Below are 15,452 nucleotides of genomic sequence, written 5' to 3'. Positions count from 1 at the left end.
TGCTTGTATATTCCTCCAAATGCGGATCTCTGACCTGCTGGCCATCGAGGAGCTGCGCCTCACGCTGCTCGCCGGCGACCCCGCCCGCGAGTTCAGCACCGTGCACATCACCGACCTGCCCGAGCCCGGGCGCTACCTGGGCGGCGGCGAGCTGGTCCTGACCGGGCTCATGTGGTGGCACGAGCCCGGCGACTCGGCGCGTTTCGTGGCCGCGCTGGCCGAGGCCGGCGTCGCCGCGCTCGGGGCCGGGCAGGCCTGGCTCGGCCACGTGCCCGGCGACCTGGTGACCGCCTGCAGGGCCGCCGGGCTGCCCCTGGTGGAGGTGCCGACCGAGGTGTCCTTCCGCACGCTGGGCGAGCTGGTCGTGCCCCGCCTGTCCGGGGACGTCCGCGAGGCGCTCGGCAGCCACCGCAGGCTCGTCGCGGCCATGGCCGAGGGCGCGGACCTGCCCGAGCTGTTCCGGCTGACCGCCGCCGAGCTGGGCGTCACCGGCGCCGTCGTGTCCGCGTCGGGCGAAGTCCTCGTCGGCGCGGCCGACGACCCGGTGCGCCTCGCGACGGCGTACCTGACGGCGCCCCGGCTGCCCGCGCTCGCCGGCGCCACCACGGTCTTCGCGGTCGGGCGCGGCAACCGGGCCGCGGGCTGGGCGCTGGCCTGCGACGGCGACCTGCTCGGCCGGGCCGACGTCGGCTACGAGCTGGCCGCCTGCGTGGCGCTCGAACGCAGCCGGATGGAGGAGGGGCGCAGGGTGGAGCGTCGCCTGGTCGAGCAGCTCGTCGCCGCCGCGCTCGCCGGGGCCGGTCTGCCCGAGCTGAACGCCAGGCTGCGGACGTGCGGCATCGGCGCGGCGGAGCCGTACACGATCGTGAACGCCACCGTGTCCGGGCAGGGCGTCCCCGGCCCGTCCGCGCTCGGCGGCCGGGTCGTCGAGGAGTTGCTCGGCCGCGAGGCGGTCGCGGCGGTGGTTCCGGCGGTGGACCCGGGGGCGGAACCAGGGGTGGGCCCGGAGGCGGACCCGGGAGTGGACCCAGCGGTGGATCCTGCGGCGCGGGCGGAGGGCGCGGTCGCCGTGGTGCCGCTGCGCGAGCGCACCGCCTCCGAGGTCGCCGGCCGGCTGCGCGCCGGCGTCCGGGTGCTGTCCGCCCTGCCGGACACGCGCGTCAGCGTCGGGCTGAGCGGCGCCCTGACCGGTGCCGCCGCCGTCAAGGGCGGCGTCGAGGAGGCCCGGCACGCCAGACGGCTGGCCGAGGCCCGCGCCGGCGGCGTGGTGACCAGCGACGAGATCTACACGCACGCGCTGCTGCTGGCCACCGTGCCGGCCGACGTGCGCCGCTCGTTCACCGCCCGGCTGCTGGCGCCGCTGCTCGACTACGACCGCACGCACCAGTCGGAGCTGGTGCGCACCCTGCGCGTCTACCTCGACTGCGCCGGCTCGTGGAACGCCTGCGCCGAGCGGCTGCACGTGCACGTCAACACCGTCCGCTACCGCGTCCGCAGGATCGAGGAGCTGACCGGCAGGGACCTGTCGGCGATGGCGGACCGGGTCGACTTCTTCCTCGCGCTCAGGGACACGGGCCCGCCGCGCTAGCGGATCAGACCTGGTGCAGCGCCTCGTGCACGGCCGCCTGCTCCTCCGCGAGCCGCCGCTCCCAGCGCGGGTTGCCGAGCGCGCCGCCGAAGCCTGCCGCCTCGGTCACGCAGGCGAGCGCCCGGTCCGGTCGCCCCATGACCCGGTGCGTGTACGACAGCCCGACCAGGCAGCGCAGTTTCCCGATCCGGTAGCCGACCAGCGTCATGAGCTCGGAGGCTCGTACGAGCTGCTCCAGCGCCTCCTCCGGCCGGCCCATGGCGAGATGGGTCTCCCCGAGCCCCATGCGGATCTGCGCCTCATGGGTGAGGTCGCCTGCCTCCTGGGCGTCGTCGAGCGCCGCGTGGAGGGGCTCACACGCCTTCTCGGGACGCCCTGCGCCGCAGTGGGCGTTGCCCGTCATCAGCAGCGCGTAGCGGATGCCCACCCGCGAGCCGATGCTCCTGGCCAGGGCGAGCTGGCGTTCGGCCCACGGGAGCGCCTCGTCGAAGCGCTCGCCCGAGATGTTCACGACGGCGAGGTTGCCCATCGCGCGCTGCTCGCCGAAGGCGTCGCCGCGGCGCCTGGCGATCGCCAGCGAGGCCCGCAGATGGGCGACGGCCTCGTCGGTGCGGCCCGTCATGCGCAGGGCGTTGGCGACGTGGTCGTGGGCGAGCTGCGCGTTCGTCTCGTCGCCGAGCCGCTCGCTGACCCGCAGGGCCTGCGTGTTCAGCGCGAGCATCGTCGTCATGTCGTAGGTCCGCTGCTGGTGCCAGGCGAGGCCGAACGCGAGGTTGATCCCCAGCCTGGCGATCGCCTCGTCGGGAGAGCCCATGGCCTGGGCGGCCGCGGCGACCAGGATGGGCTCCTCCTCGTAGAGCCACGCCTTGGCCTCCTCGAAGCCGGAGACCTGATGGGGAACCGCGTCCACGGGGGCGGCGGTCTGCACGCGGTGCGGGTCGATGACGCTGCTCGCCAGCCGCGCTGAGGCCGCGTAGTAGGAGAACACGCGGATGAGCGCGTCCGTGGCGCCGTCCGGCCGCAGCTCGCCCGCGAAGAGGCGGACGAGGTCGTGCAGCTGGTAGCGGCCGTGGCCGGCGCGGTCGAGCAGGTGGGCGTCGACCAGGCGTTCCAGCCCCGGCTCCGCCTCGGCGGGCGGCACGCCGAGCAGCGCGCCCGCCACCTCGGCGGTCGCTTCTGGCACGTGCAGCAGGCCGAGCAGCGCGAGGATGCGCGCGGCCTGCCGGTCGACGGCCCGGCGGCCGCGTTCGAGCGCGGTGTGGCCGGCCGCCAGGCTGGACCGCACCGCCAGGTCGCCCACGGCGAGCTCGTGCAGGCGCCGCCGCTCGTCGCTGAGCCGGGCGGCCAGCGTCGCCACGGTCCAGTCGGCACGGGCGGCCAGGCGCGCGCCCGCGATCTTCAGGGCCAGCGGCAGGCCCTCGCACAACCGGACCAGGCTCGCCGTCTGCCCAGCGTCCGCCGCCACCCGGCCCGCGCCGGCGAGCCCGGCCAGCATCGTGGCCGACTCCGCGTGGGACATGCGGTCCAGCTCCAGCTGGAAGTAGTCGTCGCCCCACGTCATGGTCTCGCGGCTGGTCACCAGCAGCGAGTTGCCGAACGGCGTGGCCAGCAGCGGCCGGATCTGCGCCAGGTCCCCGGCGTCGTCGAGCAGCGCCAGCACCCGCCGGCCGTGCAGGCGGCTGCGCCACACGGCGGCCGCCTCGTCGAGGTCGGAGGGCACGGCGTGGGGCGGCACGCCGAGCGCGCGCAGGAAGCGGCCGAGCACCTCCAGGGCGGTGAGCGCGGGCAGTTCGGGCGTGGCGGCCCGGCAGTTGACGTAGAGCTGGCCGTCGGGGAACCGCTCCTCCACCAGGTGGGCGACCTGCACCGCCAGCGCCGACTTGCCGACGCCCGGCGAGCCCGTGATGATCACCAGGGGAGCGGGCGGCGCGTCGTGCCCGGGCGCCAGCCGCTCCTTCAGCCGGCCGGTCTCATCCGCCCTGCCCACGAACACCGCCAGCCGCCGCGGCAGCTGGTGCGGCGCCGGCGGCGAGAGCGGGGCCGTGTCGGCGCGCAGCACCATCTCGTGGCACCTGCGCAGCCCCTCGCCGGGGGACAGGCCCAGCTCCTCGGCGAGGACGGCGCGGCCCTCCTCGAAGGTCTCCAGGGCCTCCGCCTGGCGCCCCGAGCGGAAGAGCGCCGTCATGAGCAGCTCGCGGGCCCGCTCGCGCAGAGGGCGCTGGCGGGTCAGGTCGCGCAGCTCCTCGATGAGCTCCGCGTGGCGGTCGAGGCGCAGCAGGCTCTCCGCGCGCTGCTCGATCGCCGACACCCTGAGCTGCTCCAGGCGGTCGCGTTCCTGCTCTGCGAACGGGCCCGACAGGCCGCTCAGCGCGATGCCGCGCCACATCCGCAGGGCCTGGTCGAGCGCGCGCACGGCCTGCAGGTCGTCGCCGCTCCGCTGCGCCTTGCGTGCCTCGGCGACGCGCTCGCCGAACAGCACCGCGTCCACCTGCCCTGGCCGCAGTTGAAGCACGTATCCGGCGGACGTGCCCGACAACAACCGCGAGGGCTCGCGGCGGCCGCGCGAGGGCTCGAAGGCGCGGCGCAAGCCGGAGATGTAGGTGTAGACGCTCTGCTCGGCGTTGCGCGGGGCGTCGTCGCCCCAGATGCCGGAGACGAGCCGGTGCATCGGGACGGGCCTGGCGGGGACGGAGGCGAGCAGTGCGAGTGTGACCTGTTGCCGGGCGGGGCCGAGATCGATGGGCTCGGCCTGCCGCTCACCGGTGACCGCGCCGAGCAGGCGGATGTAGATCTCTTCGCTCACGCGACCTCCCCGCTCCTTGATCGCCCCGAGCCGGCGTCGTCGAAGCGATCACTGTAGATCAAATGTAGACGGCGCCGGATAAAATCCTGGATCAAGGCCGGGCTGGAGGAACACTTCGGAGCGGGGTCGAGGGGCACACATGACGAGGGCGTGCCTCATCGTCCCGGGGAGTTGTCGGGAGCGAGGTGCGGTGTACGCGCCCCCGACGCCGGGAATGTGCCCCTCTGGCCGGGCGACCTCAGCAGCAGTCGCTGGAATCCTGATTGGCTCCGACGGGGGACATTTCGGCACTCGCGGCCGTAACATTGCCCGCAAGGGCCGCAGCGACCATCATCGCGGTGACCAGTGCCGACAGGGCAATACGCATACGCATGGGGGTTCTCCCTCGCCTATGTGGGGGTTGCTCGGACTATATCTTCTCAGGGAGCGACGACTGTGACCACATCTGACCTGGTCGGACTCCGCATCAAGACAGTTCGGCGACAACGCGGCCTGTCACAGGCACAGCTGGCGCATCCCGAGTTGTCGGACAGCTACGTCTCGTTGATCGAGAGTGGCAAGCGTACCCCGACTCCTGCCGTTCTGGAGCTCTTGGCCCAGAAACTGGAGTGTTCGTTGTCCTATCTGATCAACGGTGTGACCGCCGAGCAGATGGAGGACATCGAGCTGGCTCTCGGTTACGCACGGTTGGCGCTCGAGAACGGCGAGGTCGCCGAGGCCCGCACCCGGTTCCGCGAGCTGCTGGCCAACAGCAACCTGACAGGATTGCCCACACTTCGTCAAGACACCGAATTCGGGCTGGCCCTCGCCACCGAGGCGGCCGGCGACCTCGACGAGGCGATCTCCATCCTCCTCGGGCTCCGCGAGGAGGAGCTGTCGCCCGAGCGGCGCATCGAGGTCGCCATGGTGCTGTGCCGCGCCTACCGCGACAGCGAGCGGCTGACCGAAGCCGTCACGGTGGGGGAGCAGATGCTGGGCGGGAGCGCCCGCCTGCCGTGGACCGATCCGCTCGTCGAGCTGGCCGCGACCCTGCTGTCGGCCTACATGCACCGGGGCGACCTGCTCCGCGCCCGCCAGTTCGCGGCCGAGCTGCTCAACGCGGCCGACGCGCTCGGCACGCCACGCTCCATCGTGGCCGCCAACTGGATGGCCTCCAACGTCGCCTACAACACCGGCCACAACGAGGAGGCGCTGTCCTTCGCCGAACGGGCCATGGCGGTGCAACTGGAGAACGGCCATCCGCGCAGCGTCGCCAGGATGCGCCTCGCGCTCCTGCAGCAGCGGCTCAAGGCACGGCCCGCCGAGGCCGGCGCCGTGCGCGACGAGCTGCGCGCGACGGTCGCCGAGTTCGAGCAGACCTCCACCAGCACGATCGACAAGGCCCGGGTCCACGTGGAACTGGCCTACGCCGAATACATGACCGGCGACCTCGACAAGGCCGTCGAGCACGCCAAGATCGGCAGAGGCCTGGTCCCCGAGTACGGGCACGTGCTGGGCGCCGAGGCCAACCTCCTGCTCGGCCGGGCCTACGGCTCCGTCGGGCGCTCCGCCGAGGCCGCAGGTCACGTGGCGTCGGTGCGCGACTGGCTGACCCCGCTGCCCGACTCCCGCCGCTCCGCCTCCACCTGGCTGGCCACGGCCGAGACGATCGAAGAGCTGGGCGACGCGGAGGGGGCCGTCGAGGCCTACCAGCGGGCGCTGGCCTGCGCGGGTCTGTAGGCGGCACCGGCCCGTCCAGGGGGCCCATACATCGGGGTCCGGACCGGGCAGCGGCGTCGGTAGCCTTGAAGGTGCCATGAAGAGATCCTCGTTCGCGGTGCTCGCCGCGATTCTCACCGCCGCCCTGCTCGTGTCCGGCGCCGCTCCCGCCCTGGCCCACGACGCGCTCAAGAGCAGCTCGCCGGCCAAGGGCGCCGAGGTCAAGGCCCTCGACGAGGTCGAGCTCGAGTTCACCGCCAAGGTGCGCATGCCGTTCGTGATCGTGCGGGGGCCCGGTGACGACCAGCACCAGCTCGGCAAGCCCGAGCTGGACGGCGCGGTCGTGCGCCAGGCGGTCAAGGGTCCGCTGCCCGACGGGAAATACACGATCGCCTATCGCGTCGTGTCCTCCGACGGCCATCCGATCGAAGGGGAGATCCCGTTCCGGGTCGAGGGGGCGCAGACGCCGTCCCCCAGTCCCAGCCCCAGCGAGGAGGCGGCGACGAGCCAGGCGCCCGCGCCCGCGAGCAGCGTCGCGTCCGAGCCCGCCGCGCCCGCGGCCTCGTCGCCGGACGCCGAGCAGGCGTCGGCCGGGCAGGACGCCATGTTCCCGGTCTGGCTGATCATCGTGATCGGCGCGCTCGTCGGCATCGGCATCGGCTTCCTGCTCAGCGCGCGGAAGAAGAAGCCGTGAGCCGGGCGGCGCGTCTCGCGCTCGCCGGCGCGGGGGCCGCGATCGCCGCCCTGGTGATCGGCATGATGGCCGGAGGCAGCGCCTTTCCCAAGATCATTCCCGGGCTGCCCGACGCCGGGGCGGTCGTCAGGTGGGGGCTGCCGCTGTCCAAGCTCCTCATGGACGCGTCCGGAGTGCTCACCGTCGGCCTGCTGCTGATGGCCGCCGCGCTGCTGCCCAACGACAAGGGCGTGCTCGGCGGGACCGCCGTCGACTACGTCAAGGCCAGCTCGTGGTCGGCGCTGGCATGGGCCGGGTCGGCGTTCCTCGCGATCCTCTTCGGGGCCGCGGAGTCCATCGGCAGGACCGTGCCGCAGATCCTCGAGCGCACCATCCTGACCAGCTACGCCACCCAGACCACGCAGGGTGTGGCGCTGACGCTCGTGGTGCTGTTCGGGGTGGCGATCGCGCTGTTCTCCCGCGGCGCCATCACCGCGGGAGCCGCCGCGGGACTGCTGGTGTTCGCGCTGGCGACGATGTTGCCCGCGCCGCTGACCGGGCACAGCGCCTCCTCGCCCAACCACGACCTGGCCACCTCGTCGGTGGCGCTCCACCTGCTCGCCCTCGCTCTGTGGGTGGGCGGGCTCGTCGTGCTGGCCGCGCACGCGCTGCGCCGTCAGCCGCAGTTGGAGGTGGCCGCCGCCAGGTTCTCCCGGATGGCGGTGTGGTGCTACGTCGGCGTGGGGTTGTCCGGGCTGTTCAGCCTGGTGGCGCGGCTGGGCGCGGTCTCCGACCTGTGGACGTCCGAATACGGCCTGCTGGCCGTGGCAAAGATCGTGGCGTTCGTGCTGCTCGGCTACGTGGGCTACTGGCACAGGCAGCGCACGCTGGCCGACCTCGCGGCCGGCCGGCCCCGGGCCTTCACCCGGCTGGCGGGCGGCGAGACGCTGCTCATGCTCGCCACCGTCGGGCTGGCCGTGGCGCTGTCGCGCACGCGGCCGCCCGAGGTCGTCGTGCCCGCCGACCGGGCGTTCGAGCTGCTGGGCTTCCCCATGCCGCCGGAGCTGTCGCTGGCGAACGTGTTCACGCTGTGGTGGCTCGACCTGTTCTTCGCCGTGGTCGCCGCGGTCCTGGCCGGGCTCTACGGAGCCGGCGTCTACCGGCTGGCACGGCGCGGTGTCGCCTGGTCGTGGGGCCGCACCGCGTCCTGGTTCTTCGGCGTGGCGCTGCTGGTGTTCGCCACGCAGAGCGGGCTGGCCCGCTACGCCAAGGTCATGTTCGACGTGCACATGATCGAGCACATGACGCTCTCCATGGTCGTGCCGATCTTCCTCGTGCTCGGCGGGCCGGTCACGCTGGCCCTGCGCGCGCTCAAGCCCGCATCGAAGAGGGGCGATCGCGGGCCGCGGGAGTGGATCACCACGATCCTGCACAGCCGGTTCACCAAGGTCGTCACGCATCCCCTGGTGCCGACCTCCATCTTCGTGGCGTCGACGTACGCGCTCTACTTCACGCCGCTGTTCGAGTCGGCCATGCAGGAGCATCTCGGGCACATCTGGATGACCCTGCACTTCCTCATCAGCGGGTGCCTGTTCTTCTGGGTGATCGTCGGGGTCGATCCGGGGCCCCACCGGCTCCCGCACGTCTGGCGGCTGCTGATGCTCTTCGTCACCATGCCGTTCCACGCGTTCTTCGGCATCGCGCTGATGATGATGGGCGCGGTGATCGCCTCCGGATGGTACGAACAGCTCGGCCGCCCCTGGGGCGACACGCTGCTGCAGACGCAGCGCGACGGCGGGGCCATCGCGTGGGGGTTCGGCGAGATCCCGACGCTGATCGTGCTGCTGGCCATCGCGGTGCAGTGGTATCAGGACGACGACCGGCAGGCACGGCGCACCGACCGCAGGGCCGACCGCTCCGGCGCCGGAGACCCGGAGCTCGACTCCTACAACGCCTATCTCGCCCGTCTCAACCGTGCTGACAAGGGCGAGTAGCCGTTCGGACACGGCCTTCTATCTTCTCCGTCCGCGCCACAGGACCGCCGGGTAGCCTGACTTCCAGGGGAGACGGGCATAACCTCATTCGCTGGCATACGCAACCTTGAGGGGGGATTGCGTGCCGCGCGGTTGGGAGCGCCGGAGTGGGGTGCGGCGCGAGCCCGGGGTGCCAAGAGAGGCGAGACCATTGTCGGAAGAGACGCGGATGCGCGGGGGGCAGAGCCTGGCCGAGGCGCTGGAGGCCTGCCTCATCGAGTGGTCGGAGCGCACGGGGATCGAGGTCGAGACCTGGGCGCTGCCCGCCACGGACGTGCCGTCGCGCGTGACACGCGGTGTCATGGCCGCGATGGGCGAAGCACTGTCGAACGTCGAGCGTCACAGCAGGGCCAAGACCGTCTCCATCGCCGTCACCGCGGGCAGGAGCGGGCTGCGCATGACGGTCAGCGACAACGGCAAGGGTGATCCCGCGCCGCTGACGGGGCGCGGGATCGCCAGGATGCGGGCGGCCTTCGCGGAGATCGGCGGGAGCCTGTCGGTCAACAGCGTGCCCGGAGAGGGCACCACGGTGACCGGGGTGGTGCCCATGCGCCGGTGACGGTGCCTCGGAGCGCGGTCAGGGCAAGGTGAGGATCTCGCTGCCCGTGTCGGTGACGACGATCGTGTGCTCGAACTGGGCGGTGCGCTTGCGATCCTTCGTGACCGCGGTCCACTTGTCGGGCCAGATGTCGTAGTCGATGGTCCCCAGCGTCAGCATCGGCTCGATCGTGAACGTCATCCCGGGCACCAGCTCCACCCGCAACGACGGGTCGTCGTAGTGGGGGACCATGAGGCCGGAGTGGAAGCTCGTGCCGATGCCGTGGCCGGTGAAATCGCGCACGACGCCATAGCCGAACCGCTTGGCGTACGCCTCGATGACGCGGCCCACGACGTTGAGCTGCCGCCCCGGCGCGACCGCCTTGATCGCGCGCGTCATCGCCTCGCGCGTGCGCTCCACCAGCAACCGCGACTCCTCGTCGACCTCGCCCACGAGGTAGGTGGCGTCGGTGTCGCCGTGGACGCCGCCGATGTAGGCGGTGATGTCGACGTTGACGATGTCGCCGTCGCGCAGGACGGTGTCGTCGGGGATGCCGTGGCAGATCACCTCGTTGATCGACGTGCACAGCGACTTGGGATAGCCCTTGTAGCCGAGCGTGCTCGGATAGGCGCCGTGGTCGATGAGGAACTCGTGGCCGATCCTGTCGAGCTCGTCGGTCGTGACGCCCGGCCGGACGTTGTTGCCGACCTCTTCGAGCGCCTGGGCGGCGATCCTGCCCGCCACCCGCATGCGCTCGATCATCTCGGGGGTCTTCACGTCGGACTCGCCGGTGGTGGGGCGCTTCTTGCCGACGTACTCCGGCCGCTCGATGTGGGCGGGGACCTTTCGCATGGGCGAAACTCGCCCTGGCTGGAGCAGTGTCGTCATGAAACATGAGTCTACGGGGCAGAATTGACCTCGTGAGCGAAGGCCAGTGGTGGTTCTGCCTCAAGCACATGAGGGTCGAGCCCGACAAGGGGTGCCCCAACAAGGACCGGATGGGGCCCTACGCGTCCGAGCAGGAGGCCGCCGGGGCGCTGCAGCGTGCCGCCGACCGCAACAAGGCATGGGATGAGGCCGACGAGGAGGACGACTAGGGCACGACCGCGTAGGCCCTGACGGGGAACGTGCCGAGGCCGGCGACCATCGGCGGCGCGGCGTGGAAGCGGAAGCCCTCGTCGGGCAGCGCGCCCAGCCCCGTCAGGTGCTCCACGACGGGGATCCCCGCGCGCAGCAAGATCGAGTGGGCGGGGCGTTCGCCGTGCGGCGGGGTGTCGTCGATGTTGAGCGAGTCGATCCCGACCAGCGCCGGGCCCTGCTCGGCCAGCCAGGCCGCCGACTCGGGGGCCAGGTACGGGTGGCCCTGGGCGTAGGCGCCGGTGCCGAAGTGGCGGTCCCATCCCGTGTGGATCAGCACGGCCCGGCCGCGTACGTCGAGTGCCCGGTCGAGGGGCACCGCCCGCTGCCTTCCGGCCCGGATCACCAGGCCGGGAAGGTCGGCCAGTTTCGTCAGCGGCACCCGCGCGAGGTCGTCGCCGCCGGCGTAGCGGTGGTACGGGGTGTCCACGTAGGTGCCGGTGTTGGCGGCCAGCGTGATCACGCCGATGTGGAACTCCGTGCCCGGCGCGTACAAGCTGCGGGAGTCCTCCCGGCTCAGGTGCACCCCGAGCTTTGGAGCGGGGATGCCGGGATAGGTGGTCATCCCCTCGACGATGCGGTGGCTGAGCTCGACGATCACGCGGCGCCTCCTACTAGTCGGTCATCTGAGGGCCGCTGACCTTCTCCAGCAGCCGGGCCAGGCGTTCGCGCAGACCAGGACGCCGCTCCACCTCGCCGGCCGCCGCGCTCACCAGGTGCTGCGCGCCGTCGAACGACACCAGCCCGCCGCGCGGCACCGCGATCGCGTCATGGGCGAGGCCGGTCAGCTCGGCGTCGCCGCCCTCGATCGCCAGGATCGTCGCGCCCGTGCGCCGCGCGTCGTCGACGCGTTCGAGCAGCGGGACCGGGGCCTGCTCCTCGGCCAGCACGAACAACGTCTCGCCCCGGGCCGCCCGCTCCAGGCGGTCGAGGCCGACACGCAGGTGGGGAGGAGCGTCGGCCGGCGGTGTCCAGCGCACCAGGGTGGGTGAGAGCTGCGTCAGCCCGGAGTATCGGGCCTCGTCGCTGAGATGCGCCGTCAGGTGCCAGGGCTCGTCGTCGGGAGGGCCGACCAGCAGCAGGCCGCCGGGCGAGCGGGTGGCGCGCAGGGCGAGCCCCAGCTCGCGCGCGCGGTCGATCCAGCCGGTGTCGGCCAGGAGCTCGCGCAGGAGTGCCACCGATCCTGAGTCCATTCATCCATGGTGCCTGACGTCGTACTTCCGGGGTGGCTGATTCGGGAGTGGCGTGCGGACACGAGGTGGATTTATCGGTCAAATCGGGCCTTGACAGGGGGTTACTTGCGAGTAACGATCGGGCTCGCGGCGCCGCCGTCCCCGAGCGTGTGATCCTCAAGGAGAGGGGCGGCACATGACCTTTCGTGTCCGCGTCAGCATGTCAGTGATCCTGTTATCGATCATGTCTCTCATCGCCACCCCCGCCCGCGCCGCGACCCCCGGCGACGTGGTCTCGGCCCAGCCCACCACCGTCTACCTGCTGCCGGGCAGGCTGCTCGAGGTGCCGGTCAACGCCTGGCACGTCCTCTACCGCTCCACCTCCGCCACCGGCTCGCTCAACACGGTCTCCGGCACGCTGCTCGTGCCGAAGGGCCGCTACCCGTTCGGCACGCGCCCGATCGTCGGGTACGCCGTCGGCACCCACGGGCTGGGCGACCAGTGCGCCCCCTCCGCCGCCATGAGCCAGGGCCGGGAGGCCGAGCTCGCGCTGGTGAGCCTGTTCCTGCTCAAGGGGTTCGCGGTGGCGATGACCGACTACGAGGGGCTCGGCACGCCCGGGCCGCACACGTACATGGCCGGGATCTCGCAGGGGCACGCCGTGCTCGACTCGATCAGGGCGGCCACCCGCGTCCCCGGCTCCGGGCTGTCGAGCCGGGCGCCCGTCGCCGTCATGGGCTACTCCCAGGGCGGCGCGTCCGCCGGCTGGGCCGCCCAGCTGCAGCCCGCGTACGCGCCCGAGCTGCGGCTCAAGGGCGTCGCGGCCGGCGGCGTCCCCGCCGACCTGCACGCCGTGGCGAACCACCTCGACGGCGGCGACGACTTCGGGCTGGCCGCGGCCGCCGGTGTGGGCCTCGACGCCGCCTACCCCGAGCTCGGCCTCGAGGCCGACCTCAACGACCGGGGCCGCGCGCTGCTCGCCGACGCCGCCGACGACTGTGTGGGCGACCTGGACAGGCTGGCCGGGCTCCGCTTCTCCGACCTGAGCCCGATCGACCTGCTCGGCCAGCCGAAGTGGCAGGCGCGCCTGGCGGAGAACCGGCTCGGGTCCGCGGCCCCGCAGGTGCCGATGTTCCTGTACCACGGCACCGGGGACGAGATCATCCCGCTGTCGGTGGGATCGACGCTGCGCTCGGCGTACTGCCGGGCCGGGGTGACCGTGCGCTGGGTGTCGCTGCCCGCGCCCGACCACGTCACCGGGGCCGTCGAGGGCGGGCCGCTGGCCATCGAGTGGCTGGCGCTGCGGATGTACGGGCTGCCCGCGTCCGGCAACTGCTGACCCGCCGGGCCGTGCTCACCGGCGCTCCTTCACGCCGGGCTCGCCTGCGGCGAGCCCGGCTGCCGGTCCGGCGGGGTGGAGCTGGCATGATCTGGCTATGACTGACGTTAACGGGCTTTCCATCGGCATCCTCGGCGGCACCGGCGACCAGGGCAAAGGGCTGGCGCGGCGGTTCGCGCTGGCGGGGCATCCGGTGCTGATCGGGTCGCGCAGCGCCCAGCGAGCCCAGGAGGCGGCCGACTCCATCGGAGCGGGTGCGACGGGCGACGAGAACGCCGCCGTCGCCTCCCAGGCGGACCTCGTGATCGTCGCGGTGCCGTACGAAGGGCACAAAGCACTGCTGGAGTCCCTGCGCGCCGAGCTGGCCGGCAAGATCGTGGTCGACTGCGTCAACCCGCTCGGGTTCGACAAGCAGGGGGCGTACGCGCTGCCCGTCGAGGAGGGCAGCGCCGCGCAGCAGGCCGCCGCGGTGCTGCCCGACAGCCGGGTGGTGGCGGCCTTCCACCACGTGTCGGCCGTCGTGCTGATGGACCCGTCGGTGGAGAAGGTCGACCTCGACGTGCTGGTGCTGGGCGACGACCGCGAGGCCACCGGCACGGTGCAGGCCCTGGCCGAGGCCATCCCGGGAGTGCGGGGCGTCTATGGTGGACGGCTGCGCAACGCCTGCCAGGTGGAGGCGCTGACGGCCAACATCATCTCCGTCAACCGCCGCTACAAGGCGCACGCCGGACTGCGCATCACCGACATCTGACCGGCGGCGGGCGCGCGCCGGGGTTCCGGCTCAGAGCCAGCCGGCGTCCTCGGCGATGCGGATGGCGTCGATCTTGTTGCGGGCGCCCGTCTTGGTAATCGCCCCGGTCAGGTAGTTGCGTACGGTGCCGGGTGACAGGTGCAGGCGGGAGGCGATGTCCTCGGCGGACGCGCCTCCGGCCGCCTCTCTGAGCACGGTCGACTCCCTGGGCGTCAGCGGGCTCTCCCCGTATTCCATGGCCGACGAGACCAGCTCGGCGTCCAGCACGCGCAGCCCGGCGGCGGTGCGCCTGACGGCGTCCGCGAGCCGGTCGCCGGGGGCGTCCTTGACCAGGAACGCCTCGATGCCGGCGGCCAGCGCCCTGCGCACGTGCCCGGGCTGGCCCATGGCGGTGAGCACGAGGATCCGGCAGGACGGCAGGCGCTCGCGCAACGCCGCGGCGGCGGTGATGCCGTCGACGACCGGCAGGTCGATGTCGACGACGGCGACGTCGGGGCGGACCTCCATGGCCCTCGGCACGATCTCGTCGCCGCGGGTGACCTCCGCGACCACGTCGATGTCGGACTCGAGGCCGAGCAGGGCGGTGAGGGCGGCGCGGATCATGTGCATGTCCTCGGCCAGCAGCACCCTGATCATGCCGCGACCTCCACGGCCAGCAGGAAGCCGCCGGTGCCCGTCGAGGTGGCGGCGCAGGAGCCACCCGCCTGCGCGGCCCGCTCCGCCAGGCCCGTGAGCCCGCCGCCACGCGGCTCCGAGCCGGCCGGCGCGCCGTCGTTGGCCACTTCGAGGCGGAGCGTCCCGCCGTGCAGCGACGTGGTGATCGTGCAGGTCGTGGCCCTGCTGTGGCGCAGGACGTTGGTGACCCCCTCGCGCACCGCCCAGGCCAGCGCCTCCTCGGAACGCCTGGGGAGCGGTACGTCGGCCAGATGCGCCTGCGCCGCCACCCCGGAGGACTCCAGCAGCGCCACCGCCTTGTCGACCTCACCGGCCAGCGACAGCGCCCGGTAGCCCTTGGCCACCTGCCGCACGTCCTTGGCCGCCTCCCTCGCCACCTGCACCAGCTGCCCCACCTCCGTGCGGGCCGAGCCGGGGTCGCGGTCCATGAGGCGGGCGGCCAGGTCGCCCTTGAGCGCGATCGCGGTGAGGCTGCGGCCGAGCCCGTCGTGCAGGTCGCGGGAGATGCGCAGGCGTTCCTTCAGCACCGCGGCGTCCGCCAGCTCCGCCCTGGCCTCCTCCAGCGCGACCGTCACCCGGACGAAGCGCACCAGCGCGTACGTCATCGCGCCCGTCGTGGGCACGGTGACCACGTAGAAGGCGACGATCACGGGCACGGCCCCGCTGAGGGAGAGGACGGCGCCCTCGTACACCATCATGAGCCCCACCAGCGCGCCGCCCCAGCGCAGCGGCAGGAACACCAGCAGGGTCCCGGCCAGCATCGGGGCCGCCACGGCCGACCAGCCGCCGGGCAGCAGCTCGGGCAGGTAGGTGGCGACCGCCTGGAGGACGAGCGTGAGAGGGAAGAGCGGCGGGCGCCCATCGCGCAGCGCCGCACGCATGTTGACGGAGTAGGTGGTGACCACGGCCGTGATCGCGATGGCGGCCAGCACGCCGTAGCCCGCGCCGTGCTGGAAGTAGAGCAGCGCGATCATGGTGTAGGCGCATGCGACGCCGACGATCAGCCCGGTCGCGAGCCGCCTGGCGGATGACGAGACCACGGGCA

At 72.7% G+C, this 15,452-nt stretch carries 15 protein-coding genes; 8 read left to right on the top strand and 7 right to left on the bottom strand.

All coding sequences use genetic code 11. The annotated features are described in order from the left end of the window. Positions 1 to 19 precede the first annotated feature (19 nt). On the top strand, positions 20 to 1,588 hold the full coding sequence (locus ACTWPV_RS13030; RefSeq protein ID WP_443151934.1) for a helix-turn-helix domain-containing protein: 1,569 nt from the start codon (positions 20 to 22) through the stop codon (positions 1,586 to 1,588). A 4-nt stretch (positions 1,589 to 1,592) separates the two neighbouring features. On the opposite strand, the gene ACTWPV_RS13025 is transcribed toward ACTWPV_RS13030, so the two are convergent. Together ACTWPV_RS13025 and ACTWPV_RS13020 are read right to left on the bottom strand one after the other, a co-directional pair. Continuing rightward, positions 1,593 to 4,391, bottom strand: coding sequence for a BTAD domain-containing putative transcriptional regulator (locus ACTWPV_RS13025; RefSeq protein WP_443151933.1), 2,799 nt, complete (start codon positions 4,389 to 4,391; stop codon positions 1,593 to 1,595). A gap of 238 nt (positions 4,392 to 4,629) precedes the next feature. Next, on the bottom strand, positions 4,630 to 4,764 hold the full coding sequence (locus ACTWPV_RS13020; protein ID WP_347642511.1) for a hypothetical protein: 135 nt from the start codon (positions 4,762 to 4,764) through the stop codon (positions 4,630 to 4,632). A 62-nt stretch (positions 4,765 to 4,826) separates the two neighbouring features. Between ACTWPV_RS13020 and ACTWPV_RS13015 the strand changes: the two genes are divergently transcribed. From ACTWPV_RS13015 to ACTWPV_RS13000, 4 genes are all read left to right on the top strand, one after another. Further along, on the top strand, positions 4,827 to 6,110 hold the full coding sequence (locus tag ACTWPV_RS13015; protein WP_347642512.1) for a helix-turn-helix domain-containing protein: 1,284 nt from the start codon (positions 4,827 to 4,829) through the stop codon (positions 6,108 to 6,110). Positions 6,111 to 6,186: 76 nt separating this feature from the next. Continuing rightward, the gene (locus ACTWPV_RS13010; RefSeq protein ID WP_443151932.1) at positions 6,187 to 6,783 is read left to right on the top strand and encodes a copper resistance CopC family protein; all 597 of its coding nucleotides are present in this window, start codon (positions 6,187 to 6,189) and stop codon (positions 6,781 to 6,783) included. Further along, on the top strand, positions 6,780 to 8,756 hold the full coding sequence (locus ACTWPV_RS13005; protein WP_443151931.1) for a cytochrome c oxidase assembly protein: 1,977 nt from the start codon (positions 6,780 to 6,782) through the stop codon (positions 8,754 to 8,756). Before ACTWPV_RS13010 ends, ACTWPV_RS13005 begins: the two co-directional genes overlap by 4 nt. A 208-nt stretch (positions 8,757 to 8,964) precedes the next feature. After that, positions 8,965 to 9,354, top strand: a complete 390-nt coding sequence (locus tag ACTWPV_RS13000) for a sensor histidine kinase (RefSeq protein ID WP_347642515.1) — start codon at positions 8,965 to 8,967, stop codon at positions 9,352 to 9,354. 18 nt (positions 9,355 to 9,372) lie between these two features. On the opposite strand, the gene map is transcribed toward ACTWPV_RS13000, so the two are convergent. Then, on the bottom strand, positions 9,373 to 10,221 hold the full coding sequence (gene map / locus ACTWPV_RS12995) for a type I methionyl aminopeptidase (RefSeq protein WP_347642516.1): 849 nt from the start codon (positions 10,219 to 10,221) through the stop codon (positions 9,373 to 9,375). A 32-nt stretch (positions 10,222 to 10,253) separates the two neighbouring features. On the opposite strand from map, the gene ACTWPV_RS12990 reads away from it, so the two are divergent. Then, positions 10,254 to 10,430: a hypothetical protein gene (locus tag ACTWPV_RS12990; protein WP_347642517.1), complete on the top strand. Its 177-nt coding sequence runs from the start codon at positions 10,254 to 10,256 to the stop codon at positions 10,428 to 10,430. Here the strand turns inward: ACTWPV_RS12990 and ACTWPV_RS12985 are convergent. Together ACTWPV_RS12985 and ACTWPV_RS12980 are read right to left on the bottom strand one after the other, a co-directional pair. Beyond that, entirely contained in the window at positions 10,427 to 11,071 is a 645-nt protein-coding gene (locus ACTWPV_RS12985; RefSeq protein ID WP_443151930.1) for a cyclase family protein, read from the bottom strand. The two genes, ACTWPV_RS12990 and ACTWPV_RS12985, sit on opposite strands and share 4 nt — an antisense overlap. A 13-nt stretch (positions 11,072 to 11,084) precedes the next feature. Further along, on the bottom strand, positions 11,085 to 11,663 hold the full coding sequence (locus ACTWPV_RS12980) for a hypothetical protein (RefSeq protein ID WP_443151929.1): 579 nt from the start codon (positions 11,661 to 11,663) through the stop codon (positions 11,085 to 11,087). Between the two features lie 175 nt (positions 11,664 to 11,838). Here ACTWPV_RS12980 and ACTWPV_RS12975 point away from each other — a divergent pair, with 175 nt between their 5' ends. Together ACTWPV_RS12975 and npdG are read left to right on the top strand one after the other, a co-directional pair. Further along, the gene (locus ACTWPV_RS12975; RefSeq protein WP_443151928.1) at positions 11,839 to 12,981 is read left to right on the top strand and encodes a lipase family protein; all 1,143 of its coding nucleotides are present in this window, start codon (positions 11,839 to 11,841) and stop codon (positions 12,979 to 12,981) included. A 97-nt stretch (positions 12,982 to 13,078) separates the two neighbouring features. Further along, positions 13,079 to 13,732, top strand: coding sequence for an NADPH-dependent F420 reductase (gene npdG, locus ACTWPV_RS12970; protein WP_443151927.1), 654 nt, complete (start codon positions 13,079 to 13,081; stop codon positions 13,730 to 13,732). Positions 13,733 to 13,762: 30 nt separating this feature from the next. Here the strand turns inward: npdG and ACTWPV_RS12965 are convergent, their stop codons facing one another. Further along, complete coding sequence (locus tag ACTWPV_RS12965) at positions 13,763 to 14,368, bottom strand: response regulator transcription factor (RefSeq protein WP_443151926.1); 606 nt, start codon at positions 14,366 to 14,368, stop codon at positions 13,763 to 13,765. Further along, the gene (locus ACTWPV_RS12960; RefSeq protein ID WP_347642523.1) at positions 14,365 to 15,447 is read right to left on the bottom strand and encodes a sensor histidine kinase; all 1,083 of its coding nucleotides are present in this window, start codon (positions 15,445 to 15,447) and stop codon (positions 14,365 to 14,367) included. The genes ACTWPV_RS12965 and ACTWPV_RS12960 overlap by 4 nt, the downstream gene beginning before the upstream one ends. Positions 15,448 to 15,452 lie beyond the last annotated feature (5 nt).

Origin of the sequence: Nonomuraea sp. KM88 (assembly GCF_052245635.1) — a bacterium.
GTDB lineage: Bacteria > Actinomycetota > Actinomycetes > Streptosporangiales > Streptosporangiaceae > Nonomuraea.
The sequence above is the reverse complement of the archived record's forward strand: the minus strand, read 5'-3'. Positions and strand labels throughout refer to the sequence as shown.